Source organism: Paractinoplanes polyasparticus (assembly GCF_019710575.1).
Classification (GTDB): domain Bacteria; phylum Actinomycetota; class Actinomycetes; order Mycobacteriales; family Micromonosporaceae; genus Actinoplanes; species Actinoplanes polyasparticus.
On sequence record NZ_JAHWFK010000019.1, the window covers coordinates 172,681 to 199,041 of the forward strand.

At 71.9% G+C, this 26,361-nt stretch carries 21 protein-coding genes; 7 read left to right on the forward strand and 14 right to left on the reverse strand.

The genetic code is table 11. The features are described 5' to 3' along the window. Window positions 1-71 precede the first annotated feature (71 nt). The 6 genes from KXC43_RS19970 to KXC43_RS19995 form a co-directional block, all read right to left on the reverse strand. Entirely contained in the window at window positions 72-914 is an 843-nt protein-coding gene (locus KXC43_RS19970; protein WP_221377603.1) for a TauD/TfdA dioxygenase family protein, read from the reverse strand. Then, window positions 911-1,816 (reverse strand): ABC transporter ATP-binding protein, encoded by a 906-nt coding sequence (locus KXC43_RS19975; RefSeq protein WP_438870902.1) that lies wholly within the window; start codon window positions 1,814-1,816, stop codon window positions 911-913. Before KXC43_RS19975 ends, KXC43_RS19970 begins: the two co-directional genes overlap by 4 nt. Further along, the gene (locus KXC43_RS19980; RefSeq protein WP_308129160.1) at window positions 1,803-2,849 is read right to left on the reverse strand and encodes a taurine ABC transporter substrate-binding protein; all 1,047 of its coding nucleotides are present in this window, start codon (window positions 2,847-2,849) and stop codon (window positions 1,803-1,805) included. The genes KXC43_RS19975 and KXC43_RS19980 overlap by 14 nt, the downstream gene beginning before the upstream one ends. A 515-nt stretch (window positions 2,850-3,364) precedes the next feature. After that, window positions 3,365-4,225: an ABC transporter permease gene (locus KXC43_RS19985; protein WP_221377605.1), complete on the reverse strand. Its 861-nt coding sequence runs from the start codon at window positions 4,223-4,225 to the stop codon at window positions 3,365-3,367. A gap of 309 nt (window positions 4,226-4,534) precedes the next feature. Further along, the gene (locus KXC43_RS19990; RefSeq protein WP_221377606.1) at window positions 4,535-6,496 is read right to left on the reverse strand and encodes a beta-propeller fold lactonase family protein; all 1,962 of its coding nucleotides are present in this window, start codon (window positions 6,494-6,496) and stop codon (window positions 4,535-4,537) included. Window positions 6,497-6,550: 54 nt separating this feature from the next. Next, window positions 6,551-6,772, reverse strand: a complete 222-nt coding sequence (locus KXC43_RS19995; protein WP_221377607.1) for a hypothetical protein — start codon at window positions 6,770-6,772, stop codon at window positions 6,551-6,553. A gap of 106 nt (window positions 6,773-6,878) precedes the next feature. Here KXC43_RS19995 and KXC43_RS20000 point away from each other — a divergent pair, with 106 nt between their 5' ends. Further along, window positions 6,879-8,069: an RNA polymerase sigma factor gene (locus KXC43_RS20000; protein ID WP_308129161.1), complete on the forward strand. Its 1,191-nt coding sequence runs from the start codon at window positions 6,879-6,881 to the stop codon at window positions 8,067-8,069. 4 nt (window positions 8,070-8,073) lie between these two features. Here KXC43_RS20000 and KXC43_RS20005 read toward each other — a convergent pair whose 3' ends face one another. Together KXC43_RS20005 and KXC43_RS20010 are read right to left on the reverse strand one after the other, a co-directional pair. Next, window positions 8,074-8,427 carry a YciI family protein gene (locus tag KXC43_RS20005; protein WP_221377608.1) on the reverse strand — a complete coding sequence of 118 codons (354 nt, stop codon included), beginning with the start codon at window positions 8,425-8,427 and terminating at the stop codon, window positions 8,074-8,076. A gap of 81 nt (window positions 8,428-8,508) precedes the next feature. Beyond that, entirely contained in the window at window positions 8,509-10,188 is a 1,680-nt protein-coding gene (locus KXC43_RS20010) for a sulfatase-like hydrolase/transferase (protein WP_308129162.1), read from the reverse strand. Window positions 10,189-10,327: 139 nt separating this feature from the next. Between KXC43_RS20010 and KXC43_RS20015 the strand changes: the two genes are divergently transcribed. Beyond that, window positions 10,328-12,721, forward strand: coding sequence for a phosphoketolase family protein (locus KXC43_RS20015; protein WP_221377609.1), 2,394 nt, complete (start codon window positions 10,328-10,330; stop codon window positions 12,719-12,721). Here the strand turns inward: KXC43_RS20015 and KXC43_RS20020 are convergent. Beyond that, window positions 12,718-14,946 (reverse strand): putative bifunctional diguanylate cyclase/phosphodiesterase, encoded by a 2,229-nt coding sequence (locus KXC43_RS20020; protein WP_221377610.1) that lies wholly within the window; start codon window positions 14,944-14,946, stop codon window positions 12,718-12,720. The genes KXC43_RS20015 and KXC43_RS20020 overlap by 4 nt on opposite strands. Window positions 14,947-15,048: 102 nt before the next feature. Between KXC43_RS20020 and KXC43_RS20025 the strand changes: the two genes are divergently transcribed. The 4 genes from KXC43_RS20025 to KXC43_RS20040 all read left to right on the forward strand — a co-directional run bounded on the left by KXC43_RS20025 (window position 15,049) and on the right by KXC43_RS20040 (window position 19,126). Continuing rightward, window positions 15,049-15,246, forward strand: coding sequence for a hypothetical protein (locus tag KXC43_RS20025; protein WP_221377611.1), 198 nt, complete (start codon window positions 15,049-15,051; stop codon window positions 15,244-15,246). Between the two features lie 2 nt (window positions 15,247-15,248). Then, complete coding sequence (locus tag KXC43_RS20030) at window positions 15,249-16,151, forward strand: nucleoside hydrolase (protein ID WP_221377612.1); 903 nt, start codon at window positions 15,249-15,251, stop codon at window positions 16,149-16,151. A 28-nt stretch (window positions 16,152-16,179) separates the two neighbouring features. After that, window positions 16,180-17,547, forward strand: a complete 1,368-nt coding sequence (locus KXC43_RS20035) for a transaminase (RefSeq protein WP_221377613.1) — start codon at window positions 16,180-16,182, stop codon at window positions 17,545-17,547. Between the two features lie 61 nt (window positions 17,548-17,608). After that, window positions 17,609-19,126, forward strand: a complete 1,518-nt coding sequence (locus tag KXC43_RS20040) for a methyl-accepting chemotaxis protein (protein ID WP_221377614.1) — start codon at window positions 17,609-17,611, stop codon at window positions 19,124-19,126. 6 nt (window positions 19,127-19,132) lie between these two features. On the opposite strand, the gene KXC43_RS20045 is transcribed toward KXC43_RS20040, so the two are convergent. The 3 genes from KXC43_RS20045 to KXC43_RS20055 all read right to left on the reverse strand — a co-directional run bounded on the left by KXC43_RS20045 (window position 19,133) and on the right by KXC43_RS20055 (window position 22,636). Further along, window positions 19,133-20,713, reverse strand: a complete 1,581-nt coding sequence (locus KXC43_RS20045; RefSeq protein ID WP_221377615.1) for a methyl-accepting chemotaxis protein — start codon at window positions 20,711-20,713, stop codon at window positions 19,133-19,135. 102 nt (window positions 20,714-20,815) lie between these two features. Beyond that, window positions 20,816-21,814, reverse strand: coding sequence for an AraC family transcriptional regulator (locus KXC43_RS20050; protein ID WP_221377616.1), 999 nt, complete (start codon window positions 21,812-21,814; stop codon window positions 20,816-20,818). Window positions 21,815-21,826: 12 nt separating this feature from the next. Beyond that, a complete protein-coding gene (locus tag KXC43_RS20055) occupies window positions 21,827-22,636 on the reverse strand; it encodes an oxidoreductase (protein WP_221377617.1) in 810 nt (269 codons plus the stop codon). 161 nt (window positions 22,637-22,797) lie between these two features. Here KXC43_RS20055 and KXC43_RS20060 point away from each other — a divergent pair, with 161 nt between their 5' ends. Then, on the forward strand, window positions 22,798-23,943 hold the full coding sequence (locus KXC43_RS20060; protein WP_221377618.1) for a cytochrome P450: 1,146 nt from the start codon (window positions 22,798-22,800) through the stop codon (window positions 23,941-23,943). On the opposite strand, the gene KXC43_RS20065 is transcribed toward KXC43_RS20060, so the two are convergent. Continuing rightward, window positions 23,930-25,117 carry a cytochrome P450 gene (locus KXC43_RS20065; protein WP_221377619.1) on the reverse strand — a complete coding sequence of 396 codons (1,188 nt, stop codon included), beginning with the start codon at window positions 25,115-25,117 and terminating at the stop codon, window positions 23,930-23,932. The genes KXC43_RS20060 and KXC43_RS20065 overlap by 14 nt on opposite strands. Window positions 25,118-25,413: 296 nt before the next feature. Further along, complete coding sequence (locus tag KXC43_RS20070) at window positions 25,414-26,235, reverse strand: trypsin-like serine protease (RefSeq protein ID WP_221377620.1); 822 nt, start codon at window positions 26,233-26,235, stop codon at window positions 25,414-25,416. Between the last annotated feature and the right edge of the window lie 126 nt (window positions 26,236-26,361).

The following is a 26,361-nucleotide window of genomic DNA, read 5'->3' on the forward strand; positions in this document are numbered from 1 at the left end:
CTGCCGGACGCGCTGAGCCACGACCGGTTCGCTGTCCCGCGGCGCCGGCGCCGCGGGACAGCGAATGCCGTTCAGATCGCGGGGACGCCGACGGGGACGTCGCCGCGCAAGGTGATGCGGTGCATGACCCGGCGATCAGTGCCGTAGTCCCGGTTGGCGTAGTGGGCCGTGCTGCGGTTGTCCCACATCGCCACGTCGCCGGGACGCCAGCGGTGGCGGACGATGTGCTCCGGCTTGGTCAGGTGGGCGTAGAGCAGGTCCAGGATCGCCCGGCTCTCGAATTCGGACACGCCGACGATGTGCGACGTGAAGCCGGGGTTCACGAAGATGCCGCGCCGGCCGGTCTCGGGGTGGACGCGGACCACCGGGTGCTCGATCGGTTCGAGCTGGGTGACGACCTCGCCGTCCCACTCGTTGCCACGGCCGCCCCGGCGCTGGGCCAGGTAGTAGCCGAACTCCCGGTTTCCGTCGTGCACCGCGACCAACTGGTCGGCCAGGCGCTGCACCGGTTCGGACAGCGAGTCGTAGGCCAGCTGCGCGTCGGCCCAGTTGGTGTCGCCACCGGTCGGCGGAAGGGTCACCGCGCGCAGGATCGAGCCGAGCGGGGGACGCCGCATGAACGTCACATCGGTGTGCCACACGTCGGCGAAGCCGTTGTCGGCGCTGTCGAGCGCGTACACCTCGGGATGCGCGTCGTCCACAGAACCGACCACCGGATGCGAGGCGGTCAGCTCCCCGATGCGCCGGCCGAGCGCGACCTGCCCGTCGTCATCGAGCGTCTGATCGCGGAAGAACAGCACCTTGCGTTCCACCAGCGCGGCCCGGATGTCGGCGACATCGGCGTCGGACACCTTGGACAGGTCGATCCCGTGGACGATCGCGCCGAAGTGCGGCGACAACTGATCGAAAATCATGCGGAAACCTCCGGCGAGTAACGGTCCCGGACGGCGGCGCCGATCTCGGCACGCAGGGCAGCGAACTCCGGCGAGCCGCGCAGTTCGTCCGGGGCGATCCCGGTGCGCGGCAGGCCGATGGGCAGGTCGAGGGCGATCCGGCCGGGCCGCGGTGTGAGCACCACGACCCGGCTGCCGAGGAAGACCGCCTCGTCCACGCTGTGGGTGACGAACACGCACGTGCGGTTGGATGCGGCGCTCACCCGGCGCAGGTCCTCCTGGAGGCGCTCGCGGGTGAGGGCATCGAGTGCCGCGAACGGCTCGTCCAGCAGCAACAGGAGGCCTTTAGTCCGGTCTCGGGTGGCGGGCGGGGTGGTTGGACGGGGGTTGTTGACAGCCAACGCACGCGCGATGGCGACACGTTGCTGTTGTCCACCGCTGATCTGCCATGTCCGCCGGCGCGCGACGTCGTGCAGACCGACACGTTGGAGCAGTTCGTCCACTCGCTGCGGGGTGGCTGGCAGCCCCGCGTACTTCAGGGCGAGTGCCACGTTCCCGCCGACGCTGCGCCAGGGGAACAGGCGGGGCTGCTGGAAGACGAGCCCGGCGCCGCGCCCCGGCACAGGCGGCTCACCTGCCGTCCGTACGGTGCCGAAGGTCGGCTCCTCGAAGCCCGCGATCAGGCGCAGCAGCGTGCTCTTGCCGCATCCGGACGCTCCGACCAGCACCAAGAACTCACCCTCGGGCACGGTCAGGTCGATGGGCCCGACCGCGGTGACGTCGCCGTACCGGTGCTCGACGTCCGCCAGCCGAATGGCGGCGCCCCCGTGCGGGGCCCCGTCGGAGATCCGGGCGGCACCCGACGACCGGCTGTCATCTGATGACCGGGCGGCACCGGAGGACCGGCTGTCACCCGAGGACACTGGGGAGCCCCTTCACGTAGACGGCGCTCTGCACGTCGGCCAGCGCGGGCACGGCGTCGATCTTCTGCTGGTTCTTGAGGAACTCGGCCGCGCTGACCAGGTTGTCGGCCAGCTTGCCGACCTTGCCCTCGGTGCCCAGCCACTCGTCGGTCGCCAGGTCGGCCGGCTTCAGGAAAACGCCTTGCGACAGCTGTTCCTGCGCTTCGGCCGGGCTCAGGTTCAGCTCGGCGCCGACCGCCTTGCCCGCGGTAGCCGGGTCGGAGGCAATGATGTCGAGCGCCTGCGCCTCCACCTTGCGCCACGCGTCCACAGCCTCGGGGTGGGCGTCGATGAAGGCGGTGGACACGACGCCCAGGTCGAGCGTCGGCTTGCCCGCGGTCGCGAGCTCGCGGCTCGAGATGAGAACCTTGCCGGTCTTCTTGATCTCGGCGAGGGACGGCAGCCAGGTGTACGCGGCGTCGAGGTCCCCGCGCGTCCAGGCGGCCTGGATGTCCTGCGGCTCGAGGTCGACGATGCTGACCTCGTTCTCCTTGACGCCGGCCTTGTCGAGCGCGGCGAGCAGGCTGTAGTGCGCGGTCGACGCGAACGGTGTTGCCACCTTCTTGCCGCGCAGCGAGGCCACGTCGGTCACGCCGCTGCCGTTGCGCGCGACGAGCGCCTCGTTGTCCCCGGCCACGTCCAGGACGAACGCCACCTTGTACGGAATGTTGAGCGGCGCCGACAGGCCACGCGCGACCGGGCTGGATCCGATGGCCGCGATGTCCACACTCTTGGCGACGAACGCGGTGTTGATGCTCGCGCCGGAGTCGAACTTGGTCCACGTGATCTCGTAGTCCGGCAGCGCCTTCTCGAGCAGCCCCTGATTCTTGACGATCAGGTCGCCACTCGGGAACGCCTGGTAGGCGATGCGGATCGTCTTCTTGCCGGCGTCCGCGCTGACTCCGCCGCTCGCGGCCCCGTTGCCGCAGGCGGCCGTGCCGGCGGCGAGAAACAGTACGGCGAGGCCGGCAACTCCGGCTCGAAGCTTCTTCACGATCGATCGCTCATTTCTGCACTGTCGTTGTGGATGACACCGAGCTGTGGACATCACGCCCGGAAAGACGGCCGTTGTGGACAACAGTTGTTCTGCACGTTTCCTGGCGCTTCGGTGGACGTATTCGCGCGTCTGAACCGAAGCGCCGGCATTCGTGCAAGCTGTGGACAGCGGCCGGGCAGTCTTGGCCCGAGGTGGATCGACGGCTTGCATCTCGTGCGGGCTCCGGATAGCGGACGGTCTTGGCTTGAGGTGGTTCGACGGGCTCGATCTCGTGCGGGCTGTGGACAAGGGACGAGCCGTGGCTTCAGGCGGTCCGACGGCTTGCATCTGATGCGGGCTCAGCTTCAAGGGCTTTCGGGCTTGCATCTCGTGCCGGCGGTGGACAACAGACGGGCCCTGCCCTTCAGGCGGCTCCGCGGCTGGCAACTCGTGCGGGCTGTGGACAAACGGTCGTTCGGTCGCCTGTCGGGCGGAGGGCGGAGGTCGGAGGGCGGAGGGCGGAGGGCGGAGGGTCAGGTTCGGCCGCGCCATGGGATCAGCCTGTTCTCGGCTGTGCGCAGCAGGGCGTCGATGAGCAGGCCGGAGAGGCCGATGGCGAACAGGCCGAGCACGACCACGTCGGTCTGGGAGTAGCGCTGGGCGTCACGGACCATGCCGCCGATGCCGGGGACGCCGTTGATGGTCTCGGCGGCCACCACGGAGCTGTACGCGATGCCCACGGCCAGGCGAATGCCGGTGAAGATCTCGGGCAGGGCGTTCGGCAGCGTCACGTCGCGGACAACAGCCCAGCGGCCGGCGCCCAGAGCACGGGCGGCCTCGACCAGGCCGGTCGGGGCGCCCTGGACGGCGGCGGCGGTGGCCACGGCGACCGGTGGCAGCGCGGCGATCGACAGCAGCCAGAGCTTCGGCGTCTCGTCGATGCCGAACCAGATGATGAACAGGCTGAAGTACGCCAGCGGCGGCAGCGCCCGCACGAACGTGACCACCGGTTCGGTGACGATCCGCAGCCAGGAAACGACGCCCATCAGCACACCGAGCACCAGGCCCCCGGCCACGCCGATCGCGGAGCCGATGAGAATGCGGCGCAGGCTCACACCCAGGTGCTCGATGAGCAGGTGGCCGCTGTAACCGCGCACCCCCTCATGGACGGTGGACGTCTCGATCAGCTGGTGCCAGACGTCACCCGGCGACGGGATGAAGGTCGGATTCTGCGTCGTGCGGGCGGTGATCTCCCACAGTCCGTAGAGGACGACGAGAGCCAGCGCGCGCAGCAGGAATCGGCGGCGGCGCCCGCCCTGGGGCGCCAGCGGCGAACGCCGGGGCAGCGCGGCTTCGGCCGGCACAACCGGCGGCGCGGACAACGAGGTGGTCACACGCCATTTCCTACCTTGCCTATCGGCTTTTAGGCAAGGGCGCGTCCCGACTACTGGACTTCCCCGCGTCACAACACCAGGAATGCCGCACGAACGCACCGCCGCTGTGAGCGCCGCAGGGTGACCGGGTCGAAGTGGCGCTCGCGCCGGGAGTCGTATGCGCGAGGGAGTCAGACGGGCACGCGAAACGAACAGGAAGCGCGGGAACGGGCAAGCGCAAAGCCGCACGCGCGGCCGCGGCGAATGGCCGTGGCCGCGCGACGTCTTGGCGTGGCGGTGGCTTGTGGTTGCCCGTGGAGCGGGCGGGTGTCAGCTCACGCGAAGGACGGAAATCGTGTCGTCGTCGCCGTTCGAGACGTAGGCGAAGCGGCCGTCGGGGGACACCGCCATGGTCCGGGGACTGCGGCCGACCGGGACCGTTGCCGTGGTGCGGCCCGTGCGCGGGTCGATGACTGAGACCGAGTTGCCGGCTTCGTTCACCGCGTAGGCGTGGCCGCTGTCCGTCGCGAAGGCCGCCGCCTGCGGTTTCTGGCCGACCCGGAACGGGCCGCGGCGCTGGAGCGTTGTCGTGTCGATCAGTTCCACGGCGTTGGCTCCGAAGCAGGCGACCACGACCGTACGGCCGTCGGGCGACACGGCCAGGCTGTGGGGCGCCGTGCTGACCGGGATCGAGCGCAGCCGCTTGTCGGTGCGGACGTCGATCACCGATACCGTGCTCGACTCGTGGTCGGGCGTGAAGGCCCGCCGGCCGTCGGTGTCGAAGGCGACCGCGTGCGGGTTCTCCGGCACGAACACCCGGGCGGTGAGCCGCAGAGCGGCGGCCGAGTAGATCTCGACGTTGCGCCCGCCGTGGATCGGCACCCACAGGCGACCGTCGGGGGCGACCGACAAGGCGTACGGCTGCACGCCGGTCTTCAGATTGCCGACGACCTTCAGCGAGGGAGCGTCGACGACAGCGACGCCGCTGCCGCTGAGGTCGTTCTCGTACATCGAGACGAAGACCCGCCGGCCGTCCGGGGCGACCGTGACGAACCGCGGCGTGTTCCGCAAGGTCACCGATCGGACCTTCCGGGAGGCGAGGTCGACCACGGACAGGATGCGCGAGTTCTGGTTGGCGACATAGACAGTGCGGCTGTCGGGTGACACCGCCACACCCTCCGGCTCGTCACCGACCCGGATCGTCCCTTCGACAGCAGGCCTGTCCGAACTGGCCGGGCCGGCCGGCGGCGAGGTCGGCGCGGAGGGCGCGACGGAGGAGGCGGACGGGGACGGCCCGGACGATGGCGACGAAGGCACGAAGGACGGCGAGGAGGACGTGCCGGTGAACGTCACGGCCGCCGCAATGCCGGTGCCACCGAGCAGAGCGACGGCGGCCGCGCCGGCGATGATCAGACCCTTCACACGCCGCGCCGGACGAGGCGCCCGAGCCGTGATGGATCGCCATGACCGACCGACTCCGCCGCCCCCTCCGAGACCCCCGGCCGCCGCCGAATCGGCCCCCTCGCCGGAGCCGAAACGCAGCCGACCGCCGCCCGGCGGATCCGCGCCACCACCCGAACCGCGACCCAGCAGATCGGCGCCACCACCCGAACCGAAGCCGTGGTGACCACCCGGCAGGTCCGCGCCACCGGCCGAGCTGGGACCCGGGTCGGCGCCCGGCAGACCCGCCGCCGTACCGCTCAAGCCGAAACCCAGCAGATCGGCGTCACCGCCAGAGTCGGAACCCAGGTGGCCACCCGGCAGATCCGCGCCGGCGGCCGATCCGAAGCCCGATTGACCGAACAGCAGATCGGCCCCTCCAGCGGAGCTCAAGCCCAGATGCGCACCCGGCACCCCGGCCGAGGCGACGCTCAGGTGGCCGGTGACCGGCAGGTCGGCCGCGCCCGCCGGACCGTCGAGCGAGATCATGCCGGTCAGCGCCCTCTCCCCCGGTGCCCATTCGATCTGCAACTGATCGCCGGCGAGGCGTGCCCGCAGCCCCGGGCCGGTGACCTTGAGCCGTGAGCTCAGCGCCGCCGGCGAGCCCAGCACAGCCACGCTCGCGGACAGTCGGGGGGTGCCGGGCGACACGGGTCCGAAGTCGATCCGGGCCGGCTCCAAGGCGATCGAGGTCGCGGCCAGCGCCTCGGCCGCCGCGGTAGCGACCTCGGTCGTCTGGGAGCCGGCCAGCCGCACGAGGGCGGCGCGGGCCGCTACGGCCGCGTCCAGATCGGTGCCGGCGGCCAGTTCGCGCAGCTCGCCGACGGTGGTCGGAAGATTGTCGGAGTTCATGGTGTCACCGCGCCCCATCCTTCGATGGGCAGCGGATCGGCAAGCCCGCCCCGGTCAGTCGACCGGGTGGGGCCGGAGCTTCAGAACCGGGGCGATGTGCCCCGGGGGAAGCGCCGGAGCCCGCTCCGCGCCCAGTTCCTGGCGGAGGCGTCTCGCCGTACGCCGCCACTGCAGATCGTCGTCACCGGTCGGGCCCTGGTCGAAGGCCTCGGGTGGCAGCGCGGCGAGCGCGGCCAGCAGTCGCCCGTCATCCCACATGTGGGGTGGTACGGACATCGGGACCTCCCGGTTCAAACCCTGCCGTCCACACGTCGCGACCGCCCGTCCGGTTCGACCAGAAGACGACGAGGAAACACGACGGGGACCGGGCAGACTGGTGCCGGTGGACGCACGGGCAGCGGTGGACGAGACCTGGCGTACGGACGCCGCCGGCATGCTCGGTGTGCTGGCCCGCCGGCTGGGCGACCTCGACCGGGCCGAGGAGGCGCTCCAGGAGGCGCTGGCCGAGGCGTTGCGCCGGTGGCCGTCCGACGGTGTGCCCGGCAGTCCGGCGGGCTGGCTGGTGACCACGGCCTGGCGCAAGGCGCTCGACGCGATCAAGCGGGAGGCGACCGGCCGCGAGAAGGTCGCGGTTCTGGCCCGTACGCCCCCGGACGCGCCCACCGGGGACGACCGGCTCGCCCTGATCTTCGCGTGTTGTCACCCCGCGCTGCCGGAAGCGGCCCGCATGGCGCTGACCCTGAACGCCGTGGCCGGTCTGCCCACCGAGGCCGTCGCGGCGGCGTTCCTGACGCCGCGGGCCACCATGGCCCAGCGCCTGGTGCGGGCCAAGAAAAACCTTCGAGCTTCCGGCGTACGGGTGGAGGTTCCACCCGAAGACGAGCTGGGCACCCGCCTCCCGGCCGTGCTGACCGTGGTCTACCTGATCTACAACGAGGGCTACCTGGTCCACAACGAGGGTCACCTGGCCCGCGAGGGGCTCGACCTGGCCCGGCAGCTGGCCCACCTGATGCCGCGCGAGCCCGAGGCGGCCGGCCTGGCCGCGCTGGTCGAACTGCACGAGGCCCGCGCGGCGGCCCGCTTCGACGACCAGGGCCGGCTCGTGCTGCTGGAGGAGCAGGACAGGTCCCGCTGGGACGGTGCCATGATCCGGCTCGCGGTGGGACGGCTCGCCCGGGCGGCCGCGCTGGACCGGCCCGGGCCGTACCAGTTGCAGGCGGCCATCGCGGCCCAGCACGCGCTGGCGCCGTCGTGGCCGGCGACGAACTGGGCCGCCGTACGCGCTCTCTACGACCGGTTGCAGCTGCTCACGCCGTCGCCGGTGGTCTCGTTGAGCCGGGCCGTGGCGACCGGCTTCGTGGCCGGGCCGGCGGCGGCGCTCGACGAGGTGGACGCCCTCGCCGAGCGTTTGTCCGGCTATCGGCTTTGGCACGCGACCCGGGCCGACCTGCTGCTGCGGCTGGGCCGCCGGGACGAGGCGGCCGAGGCGTGGCGACGGGCGCTGGCCCTGGCCACCAACCCGGCCGAGCGGGAGCTGCTCACCCGGCGGCTGGCCGCGCTCGGCACGGAGTGACGGCTCAGCGTTCCAGGACCGGGCGGATCTCCACCCGGTCGCCGATGGCCGCGATGCCCGGCCAGGTGGAGGCGATCGCCACCGCCTCGTCCATGTCGTCGGCGGTCAGGAAGAGGATCGCGCCGACGACCTCCTTCAGCTCGAGGAACGGGCCGTCGGTGACCGTCGGCCCGCCGTCGGCGCCGCGGCCCACCGTCTTCGCGGTCGAGGAGGGCTGCAGTTCGGCGCCACCCTCCTCGATCTTGCCGGCCGCGGACCACTTCTCCCACCACGAGGTGATCTCGCCCATCAGTCGCTCGGCCGTCCCGGGGTCGTTCCAGGGGGTCTCGTCGCCGGCCAGGATCATGACGTAACGCATGGTGTTGTCTCCTCCGCTGGTGTGCCGTCTCCATGGTGACGATCGAGGCGGCGCCGGAATCGACATCCCGTCGGATCCTTTTTACGAGGCGGGGGTCTGCTCGCCGAACGCGGTGAAGAACTTGTTCCGGAAGTCGTTCATCGGCCAGACCGGGGCGTCGGGGCGGGGGCGCAGGCCCTCGGTCCAGCCCCAGCTCGCGATGCGGTCGAGCGCCTTCGGGTCCTTGGCCAGCACCGTGACGGGCACGTCGTGGCTGGCGCCGGCGCCGGCCGCGATCGGCGACGGTTGGTGGTCGCCGAGGAAGACCATCACCAGGTCGTCGTCGCCGTAGAGCCTGACCCAGTTGATCAGGGCGGTGAGCGAGTACACGATCGACTTGCCGTACTCGGCCCGCACCTCGCGCGGCTCGGCCCACAGGGCGCTCGGCTTCTTGGCCCCTTCGACCATCCGGTGATAGATCGAGCCGTCGCCGACCTGGTTCCAGTCGGGCAGGTAGTCGGGGATCGGCGCCCACGGCGTGTGGCTCGAGACCAGCGGCATCTCGACCATCAGCGGGCCGCGGCCGGCCTTCTTGTACTCGATCGTGTTGAGCTGCTTGAGCGTGTACTGGTCGGGCATGGGCGACCAGCTGAACTTCGGGCCCTGGTAGCCCAGGTTGCGGCTGTCCCACACGGTGTCGTACCCGTAGAAGTTACCCTCGGGCCAGGCCCGCGTCGCCCCCGGCATGACGCTCACCGTGCGGTAGTTCGCGTCGCGGAACGCCCTGGTCAGCGTGAGCCGGTCGGTGGCGACCAGATTGCGGTAGCGCTGCTCGTTGTTGATCCACAGGCCGGACTCGAACGTGGCGTGGGCCAGCCAGCTGCCGCCGCCGAACGTGGGCGAGGTGAGCCAGCCGCTGCGCGCGGTGAATCCGGCCTCGGCCAGGGTGGCCGTCCCCCGGTCGAGCACGGGCGTGACGGTCGGGGCGAGGGCGACGCCCTCGACGGCGCTGCGGCCGTAGCTCTCGACGAAGGTGAAGATGACGTCCTTGCCCTTGAGGCCGGTGAGCATCTGCGCCGGCGGCACGGTCTTGAACGGGTCCTGCTGCACCTCCTTGGCGAACTCAGCCTCGTCGCGGAGGCCGGCCCGGGCCTGGTGGGCACGGTCCCAGGCGTACGTGGCGGTGCTGCGCGCCGCGACCGGCACAGCGCCCCAGACGGAGACGCCGAGCGAGAACGTGAGCGCCCACGCCACGCCGACGCCGCCCGCGGTGATCGCCGACTTCCTGCGGTGGCGGCCGACGAGGGCGCCCACCCGCAGCACCGACCAGCAGGTCAGGGCCAGCACGCCGACGACCAGCAGCACGATCACGGCGACGGCGGCGATCGCGGCGAAGCGGCCGTACGAGTCGACGACGAAGCTGAACGCATCGTCGAACAGCACCCAGTCGAGCACCGGGTCGAACGGCCGGTTCAGCTCCTCGAAAAAGCCCATGTCGAGGCACTTCTCGATGACCAGCAGACCCACGAGGGCGCCGGCGGCGATCGCGAAAACCCGGCGCGCCCGCGGTGGGAGCACCACCAGCAGGCCGACCATGACCGCGCCCTCGAGCGGGATGCGCAGGAAGCCCAGCGGCGTGAGGCGGGACAGGATGTTCGGGAAGATGAGGGCCACGAAGAGCAGCAGGGCCGCCAGGACCGTCAGCGTCAGCTGGACGCGGGGGTGGCGGGCGAACGTCTTCAAGCGGCCGACGGCTGGCGGGCCGTCCTGGATCTCGGGCACGCCAGGGGGAACGGATGTACGGGGCCGGCGGTTCAGTGACACGCGAAAGTCACTTCCACCCCGTACCGAAGACTCTATTGGCCGCCGCCGGGTAGCCGTAGCGTGACTGTCAACGACCGCGAAGTGAGAGGACGAGCCTGTGCCCACGGCTGTCTCCGACCTGTTGCCGACGCTCGACGATGCCGACCTCGCTCGTATCGACGCCTGGTGGCGCGCCAACAACTACCTGACCATCGGTCAGATCTATCTTCAGGCCAACCCGCTGCTGCGCGAGCCGTTGAAGGCCGAGCACATCAAGCCGCGGCTCCTCGGCCACTGGGGCACCAGCCCGGGCCTGTCCTTCGTCTACGCCCACGTCTCGCGCCTGATCCGCCACACCGGGCAGGACGCGATCTACCTGACCGGCCCCGGGCACGGCGGCCCGGCCCTGGTCGCGGCCGGCTACCTCGAGGGCACCTACTCCGAGGTCTACCCCGAGGTCACCCGCGACGAGCCGGGCCTGCGCAAGCTGTTCCGCCAGTTCTCCAGCCCCGGCGGCATCCCGAGCCACGTCTCGGTGACCACCCCGGGCTCGATCCACGAGGGCGGCGAGCTGGGCTACGTGCTGGTCCACGCGTTCGGCGCCGTCTTCGACAATCCCGACCTGCTGGCCGTCGCCGTGGTCGGCGACGGCGAGGCCGAGACCGGCCCGCTCGAGGGTTCCTGGAAGGGCGTGTCCTTCCTCAACCCGGCCCGCGACGGCGCTGTGCTGCCGATCCTGCACCTCAACGGGGCCAAGATCTCCGGCCCGACCGTGCTCGGCCGCAAGGACCCGGCCGAGGTGCGCGAGCTGCTGAGCGGTCACGGCTACGAGGTGATCGAGGTCGAGGGCGACGACCTTCCCGGCATGCACCAGCGGTTCGCCGCCGCGCTGGCCGAGGCGTGGGGCCGCATCCGCACCATCCAGCGCTCGGCCCGCGACGGCGGGTGGGACGGCACGCGCCCCACCTGGCCGCTGATCGTGCTGCGCACCCCCAAGGGCTGGACCGGCCCGGCCGAGGTCGACGGGGTCAAGGTCACCGGCACGTTCCGGTCCCACCAGGTGCCGCTGTCCGGCGTGCGCGACAACCCGGAACACCTGGCCCTGCTGGAACAGTGGCTCAAGTCGTACCGGCCGGAGGAGCTCTTCGACGACGACGGCGCGCCCGTCGCCCTGCTGCGCGAGCAGGACCCGGAAGGCGACCTGCGGATGAGCGCCAACCCGCACGCCAACGGCGGGGTGCTCACCCGCGAGCTCGACCTGCCCGACTTCCGCGACTACGGCATCGACGTGACGACGCCGGCGACGCTGCGGGCCGAGTCGACCCGCAGGCTCGGCGAGTACATGCGCGACATCTACCGCACCAACCCCGACCGGTTCCGGCTGTTCTCGCCGGACGAGACCAACAGCAACCGGCTCGGCGCGGTCTTCGAGGTCTCCGACCGCGCCTTCATGGAGAAGGTGCATCCCGACGACGTGGCGCTCGGCCCCGACGGCCGGGTGATGGAGGTGCTGTCCGAGCACAACTGCCACGGCTGGCTCGAGGGTTACACGCTGACCGGGCGGCACGGCCTGTTCGCGACGTACGAGGCGTTCGCCATGGTGAGCGCGTCGCAGACCATCCAGCACGGCAAGTGGCTGGAGGAGGCCGACCACCTGCCCTGGCGGGCCAAGGTGCCGAGCCTGAACGTGCTGCTCACCTCGACGGCGTGGCGCAACGACCACAACGGCTTCAGCCACCAGGGCCCCGGCCTGATCCAGAACGTGCTGACCCAGCGCGGCACGGTGAGCCGGGTCTACCTGCCGCCGGACGCGAACTGCCTGCTCTCGGTGGCCGACCACTGCTTCCGGTCGAAGTCCTACATCAATCTGATCGTCATCGACAAGCAGCCGCAACTGCAGTGGCTGACCATGGACGAGGCGATCGAGCACTGCGCCCGCGGCGCCGGCATCTGGAACTGGGCCGGCACCGACGACGGCACGACCGACCCCGACATCGTCATGGCCTGCGCCGGCGACGTCGTGACCATGGAGACGGTGGCCGCGGCCCAGATCCTCAAGCAGAGGCTGCCCGGCATGCGGGTGCGCGTGGTCAACGTCGTCGACCTGATGACGCTCGTCCGGCGCAAGGACCACCCGCACGGCATGAGCGACACGCTGTTCACCGAGCTGTTCACCGACACGGTCGACGTGGTGTTCGCGTTCCACGGCTACCCGGGCGCCGTGCACCAGCTCGTGCACGGCCGGCCCGACGCCGACCGTTTCCGGGTGCGCGGCTTCATCGAGCAGGGCACCACCACGACCCCGTTCGACATGACCGTGCGCAACCGGGCCTCGCGCTACCATCTGGTCATCGACGCCATCAACAACGCGCGCCGCCTGCCGCAGGGCGCGGAGGACCTGAAGAAGTGGTGCGAGTCCCAGCTGGCCCGCCACGAGCAGTACGTGGTGGAACACCTGGAGGACATGCCCGAGGTCCGCGACTGGTCGCTCGGCGACTGGGCCGAGTCCTAGGCGACGACGGTGGCGGCCCGTACCGGGATGCGGGCCGCCGCGAAATCGGGGTCGGCGACCGGGCGGCCGAAGTGGTAGCCCTGCAGGTAGCGGTAGCCGAGACGCTGCAGGGCCTCGGCCTGGGCCGCCGTCTCGACGCCCTCGGCCACCGCGGTCAGGCCGAGGCCGGCGGTGACCTGGAAGAGCGCGTCGGCGATGACCGTGTGCCGCCCGGCCTCGGTCACGTTGTCGACGAAGGACTTGTCGACCTTGAGGATGTCGACCGGGACGGTCTGGAGCAGGCCGAGCGACGAGTGCCCGGTGCCGAAGTCGTCGAGCGCGATCCGCACGCCCAGCGCGCGCAGCTCGTGCAGCGCGACCACGGCCTGGCCGCCCTCGAAGACGGCGGTCTCGGTCACCTCGACGGCCAGGCACGAGGCGGGCAGGCCGCTGTCGGCCAGCGCGGCCGCCACCGTCGCCGCGAAGTGCGGGCGGGCCAGCTGCCGGGCCGAGACGTTGACGCTGATCCGGTCGGGCGCGCCCGGGCCGAGGTCGGCGCGCCACGTCGCGAGGCGGTGGCAGGCCGTCCGCAGGATCCACTCCCCCAGCTCGACGATCAGGCCGTTGCGCTCGGCGACCGGGATGAACGCGGCCGGGCTGACCAGGCCCCGCACCGGGTGCTCCCAGCGCACCAGGGCCTCGACCGCGGCCACCCGCCCGGCCGGCAGCTCGACGATCGGCTGGTAGACGACCCGGAACTGGCCCAGATCGAGCGCCGTGCGGATCTCGGCGCCCAGCCGGACGTACTCGCCGGCCCGCTCGTCGAGGGCGGGCGTCCAGCGGCGTACGGGCTCGCCGGTCTGCTTGGCCGCGTGCATCGCCGACTCGGCCTGCCGCAGCAGCTCCACCGGGGTGGTGCCGGCGCCGCCGGCCAGGCCGATCGCGACCCCCACGTACAGCTCGTGACCGCCCTCGGCAACCGGCGCGCCCAGCGTGCGGGCCAGCGACGCGGCGAGCGCCCGGGCCTCGTCGGCGTCGGCGTCGGTCAGCAGCACCGCGAACTCGTCGCCACCGATGCGGGCCACCAGGGCACCCGCCGGCGCCGCCTCGGCCAGCCGGGCGGCCACGGACACGAGCACCCGGTCGCCGATCGGCCGGCCGAGCTCGTCGTTGACGTTCTTGAAGCCGTTCAGTCCGAGCAGCGCGATCTGCGGGCGGCCGGCGGCCAGGGCGTCGCGCAGCTCACCTTCGAAGCGGCGGCGGCTGGCCAGTCCGGTCAGCGGGTCCTGCATGGCGGCCCGGGTCAGCTCGGCCGACTGCCGGCGCACCTCGAACACGAAGCCGGACATGCGGGCGATGATCAAGAGCACCAGGGTGCACGCACCGACGGCGACCGAGAGGCGGCCGACCGGGTCGGCGCCGATCCGCGGGACCAGCAGCAGGGCCGGCGCGAGCAGGGAGCAGGCGCCGAACAGCAGCAGCCGGGACGGGCCGACGCGGGCGGCCACGCGCTCCTCGCCGCCCCGCTCGCCGGCCATCGACGGGTGCAGCGCGGCCACCGACCACAGGATGTAGGCGAGCAGGAACACCGGGTCGGCCAGGTGGGTCGAAGCCGTGGTGTAGAGCGGGATGACGGCGAACGCGGTGTCGGCCACGAGCATCATCACCGCGCCGGCGACCAGCAGGCGGGCGCTCGGCGATCGGGCCGCGCCCCCGGTGAACAGGCGCGCGAGCAGTCCGAGGACCATCGCGTCGGCCGCCGGGTAGGCGACGGTGGTGATCTGCTCCAGCGTCGACGAGCCGGAATCGGCGGCCACGGGATAGAGCACGAACAGCCAGAAGACCAGCCCCAGGCCGGTGCCGACGATGGCCGCGTCGATCAGGTCGCCGGTGCCGCCGCGGTTGCGCCGCACCAGCAGCAGAAGACCGGCGAACAGCATCGGGTACGAGCCGAGGTAGAAGATGTCGGCCGGCGAGGGATACGGCGACCGGTGCAGGACGTTCTCGTAGAACTCGTAGGTCAGGTCACCGGCGACGAACGTGATCTGCGCGGCGGCCAGCCAGCGCCACATCGCCGGGCGCTCCGGCCGGTGCAGGCGCAGGGCGAGCAGGATGCCGGCCGCGGTGGCCACCCCGATCACGTCGTAGAGGAGGCTCGCGACCCTGCCCTCGGGCAGGACGTAGTGAACGGCGGTCGCGACCATCCCGATCGCGAGCCACCAGATCCAGAGCCGTCCGTGCCGCACGCCGGGTGATCGACGGACGGGGACCCGACCTGAGCCGGTGCGATGGACTTCACATGATCATGTGCAGTAGCCTCCGGTGGCCGCTCATCAGGAAGGGTGGATATGGTCCTCCGCCGGTTCCCCCGACGTGTCTATCAGGGCGCCGCCGTGATCGCCCTCGTCGCCGCCACGCAGGCCGCGATCATCCCCGCGATCGGCGCCGGACCGGCCTGGCTGTGGGCCGGCGTCCCCCTGCTGGGCGCCGCCGCCGCGGTCCTGATCGCCAAATCGATCCCGTACGAGCATGTGAAGTTTCCCTAGACATGTTGATCTATCTCGACTGCGACACCGGCATCGACGACTCGATCGCGCTGGCCCTGTTGCTCGGCCACGACGACGTGGAACTGGGCGGGATCGGGACGGTCAACGGGAACACGTCGGCGCGGCAGGCCGCGGCCAACACGCTGGGGCTGCTCGCGCTGGCCGGGCGGGAGGACGTTCCGGTCGCCGTCGGTGCGGGGAACTGGCGCGGCGGGACGCCCCACGTGCACGGCGGGAACGGCGTCGGTGGGGTGCACCTGCCGGCCGGGGGTGCGCCGGACCCACGTACGCCGGTGGAGCTTTTGATCGGACTGGCCCGGCAGCGGCCGGGGGAACTGCACGTGCTCGCGGTCGGGCCGAGCGGAAACCTGGCGGCGGCGCTGCGAGCGGAACCGCGACTGCCGGAGCTGGTGGCCTCGGTGACGGTGATGGGAGGCGCGGTGCGCGCGCCGGGGAACGTCACGGCGCAGGCGGAAGCCAACATCGCCGACGATCCGGCAGCGGCGGCGGAGGTGCTGGCCGCGCCGTGGCCGCTGACGCTCGTGCCGCTCGACGTGAGCATGCATCATCGCTGGTCAGAGGAGGACCGCGCGGCCCTCGCGGCCTCGCCGTCGAGGCTCAACCAGGCGCTCGCCGCGATGCTGCCGGCATATTTCGACTTCTACGAGCCCCGCCTGGGCGAACGAACGGTCCCGCTGCACGACCCGCTCGCGGCGGCGTTCGCCGTGGGTGACGTGGACGCCGCCGACGCGCCCGACCTGGGCGTCCGCGTGGATCCGGCCACCGGGCGCACGGTCGAGGACCCAGCGGCGCGGCACCTGCGGGTCGTCCTCGCCCTGACCGAGCCGGCCGGGCCGGTCATCCGCGACCGTCTGCTGCGGAATCGCTTGCCGGGGCTCGCTTGAGAGACCGGAACATTGGTAGCGTCTCGCCATGACGACGGAATCCGGAGTTGATCGTGCCCTGCTCGCCGGGCTGACGGCCCGCGAGCGCAGCGTCTTCGCGCAGCGGCGGCCCCGCTCGGCCGCCGCCTACCAGCGGGCCGACCACCTGTTCGGCCGGGTGCCGATGACCTGGATGAACAAGACCGCCGCCGGCTTCCCGGTGTATTTCGAGCGGGCGTCCGGCAACCGGATCACCGACGTCGACGGCCACGAGTACCTCGACTTCTGCCTGGGTGACACGGGCGCCATGGCCGGGCACTCGCCGGCGCCCGTCGTCGAGGCCGTGAACCACCGGCTGGCGACGCTGGGCGGCGCCACCACGATGATGCCGACCGAGGACGCGGCAGCGGTGGGGGCCGAGCTGAGCCGGCGCTTCGGCCTGCCGTACTGGAGTTTCGCGCTCACCGCGACCGACGCCAACCGGTGGGCCATCCGCCTGCTGCGCGCGGTCACCGGCCGGCCGAAGATCCTGGTCAACAGCTACTGCTACCACGGCTCGGTCGACGAGTCGCTGATCGTGGTCGGGCCGGACGGGCGCGGCGTGAGCCGCGAGGGCAACGTCGGCGCGCCGGTCGACGTGACCGCGACGAGCCGGGTCGCCGAGTTCAACGACCTGGCCGGGCTGGAGCGCGAGCTGGCCCAGGGCGACGTGGCGGCCGTGCTGATGGAGCCGGCGCTGACGAACATCGGCATCGTGCTGCCCGAGCCGGGCTACCTGGCCGGGGTGCGCGAGCTGACCCGCAGGCACGGCGCCTATCTGATCAACGACGAGACGCACACGTTCTCGGCCGGTCCGGGCGGGGCCACCGCGGCCTGGGAGCTCTCGCCCGACGTCGTCACGATCGGCAAGGCGATCGCCGGCGGCATCCCGATCGGCGCGTACGGGCTGAGCGCCGGCCTGGCCGAGGCGATCCTCGGCCGCGACGACCTCGACCTGGTCGACATGGGCGGCGTCGGCGGCACCCTGGCCGGCAACCCGGTCTCGATGGCGGCGGCCCGCGCATGCCTCGAGCAGGTGCTCACCGAGCAGGCGTTCGACGTCATGACCGCCACCGCCACGGCGTTCGCCGGCGGGCTGCGCAAGATCATCGAGGGGTACGGCCTGCCGTGGTCGGTGAGCCAGCTGGGCGCCCGCGTCGAATACCGGTTCGCCGACCCCGCCCCGCGCAACGGCACCGAGTCGGCGGCCGCCGCGGACGCCGAGCTGGAGGACTTCCTGCACGCCTATCTGGCGAACCGCGGCGTGCTGCTCACCCCGTTCCACAACATGGCGCTGATGTCGCCCGGGACCACCACGGCCGACGTCGAGCGCCACCACTCGATCTTCGCCGACGCCCTGGCCGAGCTCACGGCCTGAGGACGGGCGCCGTTTCACGATAGTGCCGTAAATACCGCATAACACTCCGTAGCCTGACATCATGGGTCTGTTCGGAAAGCGAGCGGTGGACGAGGGCGCGCCGCCGCGCGCGCTCCCCCGCGACATCGAGGCACTCGAAGAGCTCGTCACCAACCTCGAGTCGGCGGTCGACGAGGCCAGCAGCTGGCGCATTTACGCCTCGACGAACCTCGAGTTCTACGGCCTCGAATACGTCGCTGTCTGGCTCGTCGAGAAGGGCAACCCGCGGCTGGAGTTCGAGTGCGGCCAGCTGGCCGGCAAGCTCACCGGCTCCGGGCCGTCCCCGCTGGTGCAAGAGGCCGTTCGCAGCGGGCACGCGGTGTGGGCGAACGAGCGTACGGCGGCCACCGATCCCCGCCTTGCCTCGGCGCTGCGCGGCGGTGCGAACGCCGGGGTGGCCGTTCCGGTCGTCAAGCACGGCCGTCCCACCGCGGTGCTGGAGTACTACACCGCCGCCGACTTCGCTCCGGACGCCGCCCTGATCAGCAAGTGGGGCGCCATCGCGCGGGTCGCCGAGCAGGCCCGGGTGGCCGCGCTGACCGCGTACTACACCCGGCAGGTGGCCGACGACCGGCTGGCCGTCACCAACGTGGTCGCCGCGCTGGGACACACGACCGACTCGTCGGTCGCGCTCCGGTCCGCGCTGGACGCCGTGCGAACGGCCTTCCACTGGGCCTACGGGTCGTACTGGCAGATCGACGAGCAGGACAACGTGCTGCGCTTCTGCGTGGAGTCGGGCGACGCCGGCGAGGAGTTCCGGAAGGTGACGCTGGCCGCGACCTTCGCCGAGGGGGTGGGCCTGTCGGGCCGGGCCTGGCGGGCGCGCGACCTCGTCTTCGTCCGCGACATCGGACAGCTCACCGACTGCGTGCGGGCTCCCGCGGCGCAGCGGGCCGGCGTACGGTCCGGGGTCTGCTTCCCGATCTCCAGCGGCGACCGCATCGTGGGCACGATGGACTTCTTCACCACCGAGTACGTCGAGCTCTCCGACTCGCGGATGGACGCGCTGCGCAACGTGCAGCAGCTGGTGTCGCAGCGCCTCGACGTGGTGCGCGGCGCCGAGCAGGCGGCGAACAACGCCCGCGAGCTGCTCGACACGGTGTCCCGCCTGCGCACGGCCACCAGCGACGCGAGCCGGGTGGCCGACGACGCCGTGAACCGGGCGTCCGACATGACCGGCGACGTCGCCTCGCTCAACGACGCCTCCGCGGCGATCGGCGACGTCATTCAGATCATCTCGTCCATCGCCGACCAGACGAACCTGCTCGCCCTCAACGCCACGATCGAGGCCGCCCGCGCGGGCGAGATCGGCAAGGGCTTCGCGGTCGTCGCGGGCGAGGTCAAGGAGCTCGCCCGCGAGACGGCCGAGGCGACCAAGAAGGTCTCCGAGCAGATCGCGGCGCTGCAGTCGAGCGCCGAGTCGGTGGCCTCCGGCATCCGGACCACCAGCGAGACGATCGCGCAGCTGGACGCGGTGCAGGCCCGGATCGGCGAAGTGCTCGAGGAGCAGGCCTCGATGGCTCACGCCTTCGAGCACTGAGACCGGTCAGTAACGGAAGCGCGAGACCAGGGTCTGCAGCTGGCTCGCGGTCGTCGCCAGATCGTCGGCCGCGTGCCGGGTCTCGCCGACCGAGGCCGTCGTGCGCTGGGTCGCCTCGGAGACGCCGCCGATCGTGGCGGCGATGTTGCCGGCGTTCGACGCGGCCTCGGACAGGGTCCGGTTCATCTCCTGCGTGGTGGCGGTCTGCTCCTCGACGGCCGAGGCGATGGTCATCTGGATGCCGTTGATCCGCTCGATGATCGCCGAGATCTCGCCGATCGCGGCGACCGCGCCGCCGGTGTCGCTCTGGATGGCCTGCACCCGGCGCGCGATGTCCTCCGTGGCCTTCGCCGTCTCCTGAGCCAGGTCCTTCACCTCGCCCGCGACGACCGCGAAGCCCTTGCCGGACTCGCCCGCGCGGGCGGCCTCGATGGTGGCGTTCAGGGCGAGCAGGTTGGTCTGCTCGGCGATCGCGGTGATCGTCTTGACGACCGAGGCGATCTCGCTGGACGACTCGCCCAGCCGGGCCACGATCGCGTTGGTGGCCGACGCGACCTCGACAGCCTGCACGGCCACCTCGGACGCTTCGGTGGTGGAGACGCTGATGTCGCGGATCGCCGAGCCCATCTCGTGCGAGCCGGCCGAGACGACCTGCAGGTTGCTGGAGACGGTGTCGGCCGCGGTGGCGACCGACCCGGCCCGGACCGAGGCGTCCGAGGCGGCCGAGTCGACCGCGCCGGAGACCGCGGTCAGCTGACCCGCGGCGGCGTGCAGCGTGGAAGCGTTGCCGGCCAGGGACACGACGTCCTGGCGCAGGCGGGCGATGGCCTGGTCGAGGGACGCGGCCATCAGGCCCACCTCGTCGCGGACGGTCACGCCCGAGCTCCGGGTCAGGTCACCCTCGGCCAGGCCCTCGGCGACCCGGGCGACCCCACGCACCGTGGTCCGCACCCGGTTCGCCACCCGGAACCCCAGCACCAGGCTGATCAGCACGCCCAGTCCCAGCAGGAGGGCGATCGTCCAGGTGGCGGAGGTCGTGTCGGACTCGGCGGCGCGGATCGCGGCCTCGGAGCGGTTCTGCGCCAGCTCGGCCAGCGCGGTCTGGTCGGCGCCCAGCGCGGCGTAGAGGTTGTTGTACGTCTCGAGGATCGTCTGCAGGTCGGCGGCCGAGGCCTTGCTGTTGTCGGTCCCGAGGAACTTCAGGAACGCGTCCCAGTCGGCGGCCGCCTTGTCGACCACGGCAAGGGCGTCCGCGTCACCGGCGAAGGCGGCGCGCAGCCGCTGGAGCGAGTCCTGGATGGCGGCCTTGTTGGCCTCCATGTTCTGCTCGATGACCGTCCTCAGCGCCGGGTAGAGCCGGGACGCCGAGGTGTTGCCGCCGAACGACTCGATGTTCTTGGCGAACGCGCCGGACGCCGCCGAGACGTCGATGGTCGACCGCTGAGCGGCCGCCGCGTCCCTGTTCTGCCCGCGCAGGGTGACCAGCGCGACGCCGCCGACCAGCACCCCGCTCAGCGTTCCGGCCAGCACGGCCGTCCCGATCTTCGTCCGCAGCGAGCGGTTGTCGAACGCCCCGACCAGTCCCATAATTCCGTGCCTTTCCGGTTGAGCTCCGGTCTCGCTCCGGCTTCGCTCCGGTTTCAGATCCGCGAAACATCAAATCGGCACGGAAGGCACTCTTGCTGAGGTTTACGGCACAGGACCCATTCGCACCTGGTCCGGTGTCCGGCCGGTCCAGGCGTGGAACGCCCGATAGAACGAGTTCGTGTCGTCGTAGCCGAGCAGGTACGAGATCTCGCCCGCGCTCATCCGCGACGTGGACAGATAGTGGCGGGCCAGCGCCTCCCGGGTGTCGCGCAGCACGGCCTGGAAACTGGTCCCCTCGTGCCGGAGCCGGCGCTGGAGAGTGCGGACGCTGACGGCGAGTTCCGCGGCGACCACATCGACACCGGCCGACCCGGCCGGCAGCATCCGCAGCAAGGCCTGGCGGACCAGCTCGGCGTTCGAGGGTTCGGCTTCGAACGCGGTGAGGCGCTGCCGCAGGGCGGGCTCGAAGTACTCCCACATCCGGTCGTTCGCCGTCAGGAAGGGGCGCTCGGCGTCCGTACGCGAGAAGGTGACCGCCGGAACGGGAGCGTGCTCGATCGGGGCGCCCAGATACTCCCGGTACGCAGTGGCCTGGGCCGGGGTCGTCTCGACGGGTGCGGCGAACCGCAGCGGCCGGACGCCGGTCCGCGTCGCGATCCGGGCCAGGGCGACCCAGAAGATCAGCTCCATGAGCATCAACGCGGGCGGAGCGTTCCCCGGGTCGGGCCAGAGCATGGCGATGGTCATGTCGCCGCGGTTCGTGTCCACCTCGAGCCGCAACGGACCGATCAGCTTCTTGTACGTCGCGAGCCGGGCCGCGGCGACAGTCAGATCGGGGCTGCAGAACGCCGAGAACAACGGCGGATCGAAGATCTCGGGGCGGAGGGCCTGACCGACGCGGATCGGCAGCAACCCGTCAGCCGCTTCCTCGTCCAGCGCCCGCCAGAACGCGTAGAACTGCGCGGTGTCGAGCTCGACGGTCCGCTGCCCGTAGACCACCGCCGGAAGCCGGGCCCGGCGCAGCACACCGGGCAGGCTGATGCCCAGGTCGTCAAGCAGCGCCCGGCCCGCCGGGCCGACCGTGAAGTGGTCCGGGCTCATCGCGCTCCTTCCCTACAGCCGGGCCATGACCGCGCGGTCGTAGACCCGGTCGCCGAGCCACTTGCGCGTGGTCATCAGCATCCTCGCGTACTTGCCGGCGACGTAGCGGGTCCGCGGGCGCCGCGCCGTGATCGCCTTCGCGATCAGATCCGCGATCACCGACGGCGGGGTGGCGCCGCTCTCGTACATCGTCCGCGTTCCCTCGGCGACCTTGGCCGCCAGCGCCGCGTACGGGCCCGAACCGGACCGCTTCAGCATCGGCCCGGAGACGACCTCGGCGAACTCGGTGCCGATCACGCCCGGCTCGATGACGATCACGTCGATGCCCAGCGGAGCCAGCTCGAGCCGCAGGCAGTCGGACCAGCCCTCCAGCGCGTGCTTGGTGGCGTGGTACCAGGCGCCCAGCGGCGTGTAGACGCGGCCGCCCATCGACGACAGGTTCACGATCGTGCCGGAGCGACGTTCCCGCATGCCGGGCAGCACCAGCTGGGTGAGCCGGGCCGCCCCGAACAGGTTCACCTCGAACTGGTAGCGCGCCTCCTCCAGCGTGATGTCCTCCATCGCGCCGTACAGCCCGAAACCCGCGTTGTTGACGAGCACGTCGACTCCGCCGCGCTCGGCCGTGATCCGTTCGACCAGCTTCACCAGGTCGCGTTCGTCCGTGACGTCGACGGCGACCACGACGGCGCCGAGCCCGGCGAGATCCCGCATCCGCTCCTCCCGCCGCGCCACCGCGTACACGGTGTGCCCGTCCGCTAGCAGCCGCTCGGCCGTCGCCTTGCCCATGCCCGACGAAGCCCCGGTCACCAGTACGGTCTTCACGCTGTGCCTCCCGCTTCGGCGGCCCCGGCGGCCACCTGGGGACAACGCTAGGGAGCGCCGAGCGTCGGATCACCAGCCGAACCCGCCATCCCACTCGCCATTCCCGCCATTCCCGCCATCCGGCGCTGGCCGGCGGCGAGCGGGTCGTTCACGATGTGTCGGTGGCGGTCGACTTCACGGATCCCGAATTCATCCAGAACCCGTATCCGGGGCTGGCCCGGTTGCGCGAGCAGGGCGCGGTCACGTGGCACGAGCCGACCGGGCAGTTCCTGACGGCCACCCACGCCGCGGCCGGCGCCGTGCTGCGGGACAGGCAGCTCGGGCGGTTCTGGCAGGACAGGGAGCCGGCCGAGGTGTACGAGCCGTTCAACCTGCTGCACCGGAACCAGATGATGGAGAACGAGCCGCCCGTCCACACCCGGCTGCGGTCGGTCGTGGCCCGGGCGTTCGGGCGCGGGCACGTCGCCCGGTTGCGGCCGGCCGTCGCGGCGTCGGCACAGACGCTCGTACGGGAAGCCGGGCGGGAGTTCGATCTGCTGGCCGACGTGGCGGAACCGCTGGCGGTCACGGTGATCGCGGAGCTGCTGGGCATTCCGCCGGGTGACCGGGCGCGGTTGCGGCCCTGGTCGGCGGCGATCGTACGGATGTACGAGGTATCCCGCACGCCCGAGGTGGAGGCGGCTGCCCTCGAAGCCTGCCGGGAGTTCACCAGCTACCTGCGCCGGCTGGCCGCCGAGCGCACCTCGTCGCCGCGGGACGATCTGATCAGCGACCTGGTGCCGGAGCTCTCGGCCGACGAGCTCGTGGCGACGGCGATCCTGCTGCTCAACGCGGGACACGAGGCGTCGGTCAACGCGCTCGGCGGCGGTGTGGTGGCGCTGCTGCGGCACCCGGCCGAGCTGGCGCGGCTGCGGAGCGATCCGGCGCTGCTCGTCCCGGCGGGTGAGGAGATGATCCGGTACGACTCCCCGCTGCACATGTTCGTGCGGACGGCCGCCGCGGACGTCACGGTCGCGGGCGTACGGGTTCCGGCCGGAGCGAAGATCGCCGCCCTGCTCGGGGCGGCCAACCGGGATCCGGCCGTCTTCGCGTCGCCCGACAGCTTCGACATCGGCCGGGATCCCAACCCGCACCTGGGTTTCGGCGCGGGGCTGCACTTCTGTCTCGGAGCGCCCCTGGCCCGCATCGAGCTGCAGGCCGGACTACGGGCGCTGCTGTCGCACCAGTTCGAGCTGGCGGCGGAGCCGGTCAACCGGCCCACGTTCGTGCTGCGCGGCTATCGCGAGGTGCGGCTCACCCGGTCGTGACCGGCAGCGCCGAGAAACCGCGCAGCACCAGGCGGTCGCGGCGCTCGGCCTCGCCGGTCAGGGCCAGACCCGGCAGCGTGGTCAGCAGCAGCGGGAAGGCGACCTGGGCCTCGAGCCGGGCCAGCGGAGCGCCCAGGCAGTAGTGGGCACCGCCGCCGAACGAGACGGGCTGGATGTTCGGGCGGGCGGGGTCGAAGCGGTGCGGGTCGTCGTAGCGGGCCGGGTCGCGGTTGGCCGAGCCGAGCAGCATCGTGAGGCCTGCGCCGGCGGGAACGCTGAGGCCGTCGCCGAGGTCGAGCGGCTCGGTGGTGAAGCGGGACGTGAGTTGCACCGGTGAGTCGTACCGCAGGATCTCCTCGACGAAGGCGGGCGCCCGGTCGGGGTGCGCGCGCAACCGCTCGGCCTCGGCCGGGCGGCTCAGCAGCAGGTGCAGGCCCAGGCCGAGCAGGTTGGCCGTGGTCTCGAAGCCGGCCACGAGCAGCAGCACCAGGTTGGCCAGCATCTCCTCGCCGGTCAGCGTGTCCCCCGAGGCGGCCAGGGCGCTGGTCAGATCCTCCTGCGGGTGGCGCCGGCGCTCGGCGATCAGGCCGACGAAATAGTCCTCGAGGTCGCGTCCGGCCGCGTCGGCCAGCTCCATCTCGGCGACCGTGCTGATCGGCTCGAGCACCACGGTCAGGTCGGCCGCCCGCTGCCGGAACCAGGCGCGGTCGCTGTCCGGCACGCCGAGCAGCGCGCAGATCACGCCGATCGGCAGCGGATAGGCGAACGAGGTCATGAAGTCGGCCGTCGCGGGCATCGCCTTGATCAGCTCTTCGGCCTGCCCGGCGATCACGTCGCGCACGGCGGCGATGCGGCGCGCGGTGAACGTGGCCGCGGCGACCCGGCGTACGCGGGTGTGGTCGGGCGGGTTCATCTGCAACATCGACAGCACGACGGACGCGACCCCGCGGTTCTGCCGCCACTCGGGCCAGAACTGGTCGTAGTCGCGGCTGTCGGCCAGGCGGACGGCCGGGTCCCGCAGGAGGCGGTTGGTCAAGGCGTGGGTGGTGACATACCAGCGCTCATCGGGCGCCAGGAACGCGGGTGCGTGCGCCCGCAGGACGTCGTAGGCCGGGTAGGGGTCGTGACGGCCCTCCGGGGAGAACAGCGAACCGAGCGCGGTCTGGTAGTCCATGCCGTCCATCATCTCCGGCGCGGGCCAGTATCGCGCCCGGCCGTTGGTGGGCGGGCCGCCGCCCCGCTGCCCGCCCACCCCGGCACGTGACCGCCGCCGCGCGCCTGGACAAGCGTTCCCCCGGCGGCGGTCACCCCGGCCGGCCGGCCGCGACCCGGTTCCCGCGGTGTCGTCGGCCGGCTCATCATGACGTTCGATGTGCCGTTACCACGCTATGGAGGTTTCCGGTCGCTCCGGAATCGGCCGTCCCACCCCGGCACCCCCTCGCGTTGGGGGTCCCGATCGGACCGATCCGCCTACCCCGCCGGGACGGCCGGCACGTGCGCCGACAGGAACTCCCAGGCCGCGCTGGCCCGGTCGACCCGGTTGTAGATCCCGACCCACGACTGCGGGCGCCCGCTGAGGTCCGGCGCGTCGCAGGTCTCGCGGTCGGCGGCCCCGGCGGTGACGGTCTGCAGTTCCAGAGCGCCGTCACGCCGTACGAACATGGGCCCGCCACTGTCGCCCCGCGAGGAGCCACCGTGGACGGACGTCACGAACGTCATCTCGCGATCGGGAAACACGCAGGGCCCGTTGTTGACCGCGGCCAGGCTGGTGACCCGCACCCGCCCCACGTGCTGGGACGGCCGGCCGGCGAAGCCGTACACCTCCGCCGTGGCGCCGTTCGGCGCGCCCCGGGCCGCTATCCGGGCCGGCGTCACGGTGGTGACCGGGTCGGTCAGCTCGAGCAGCGCGATGTCGTTGGCCAGGCTCCGGCTGTCGTAGCCGTCCATGCGCCACACGGCCGCGACCGCCCACTGCGCGTCGTCGGGGGCCGACGGCCGGACCACCATGTCCTTCGCCCGGTAGCCGTGGCCGGGCTGCCGGCCCACATTCGTGCAGTGCTGCGCCGTGACGACCCAGCGCGGCGCGATCAGCGTGCCGGTGCAGGCGAGCCCGTCGTCGAGCAGACCCCGGTCGGCCTCGACCCGCACGACGGCCGCGACACCCGCGTCACCGGCCACCTCGGTCGCCATGGCCTGGGCGCCGACGATCGCCGAGGCCTGCCCGGTCATGGCCCAAGCGACGAAGGCGGCCAGTCCGACCGAGCCGACTCGGCCCCATGTGAGCCTGTTCACCACCCGGGCCTCCCCGTAGCGTTCCGCCGCGACGCCCTCACGCTACGAACAACGCGCCACTCCGCGGAATCCCCCGACCCACCGGGCCCGCCCGTCGATCCGCCTACCTCAAAAGTGGAACGCGGA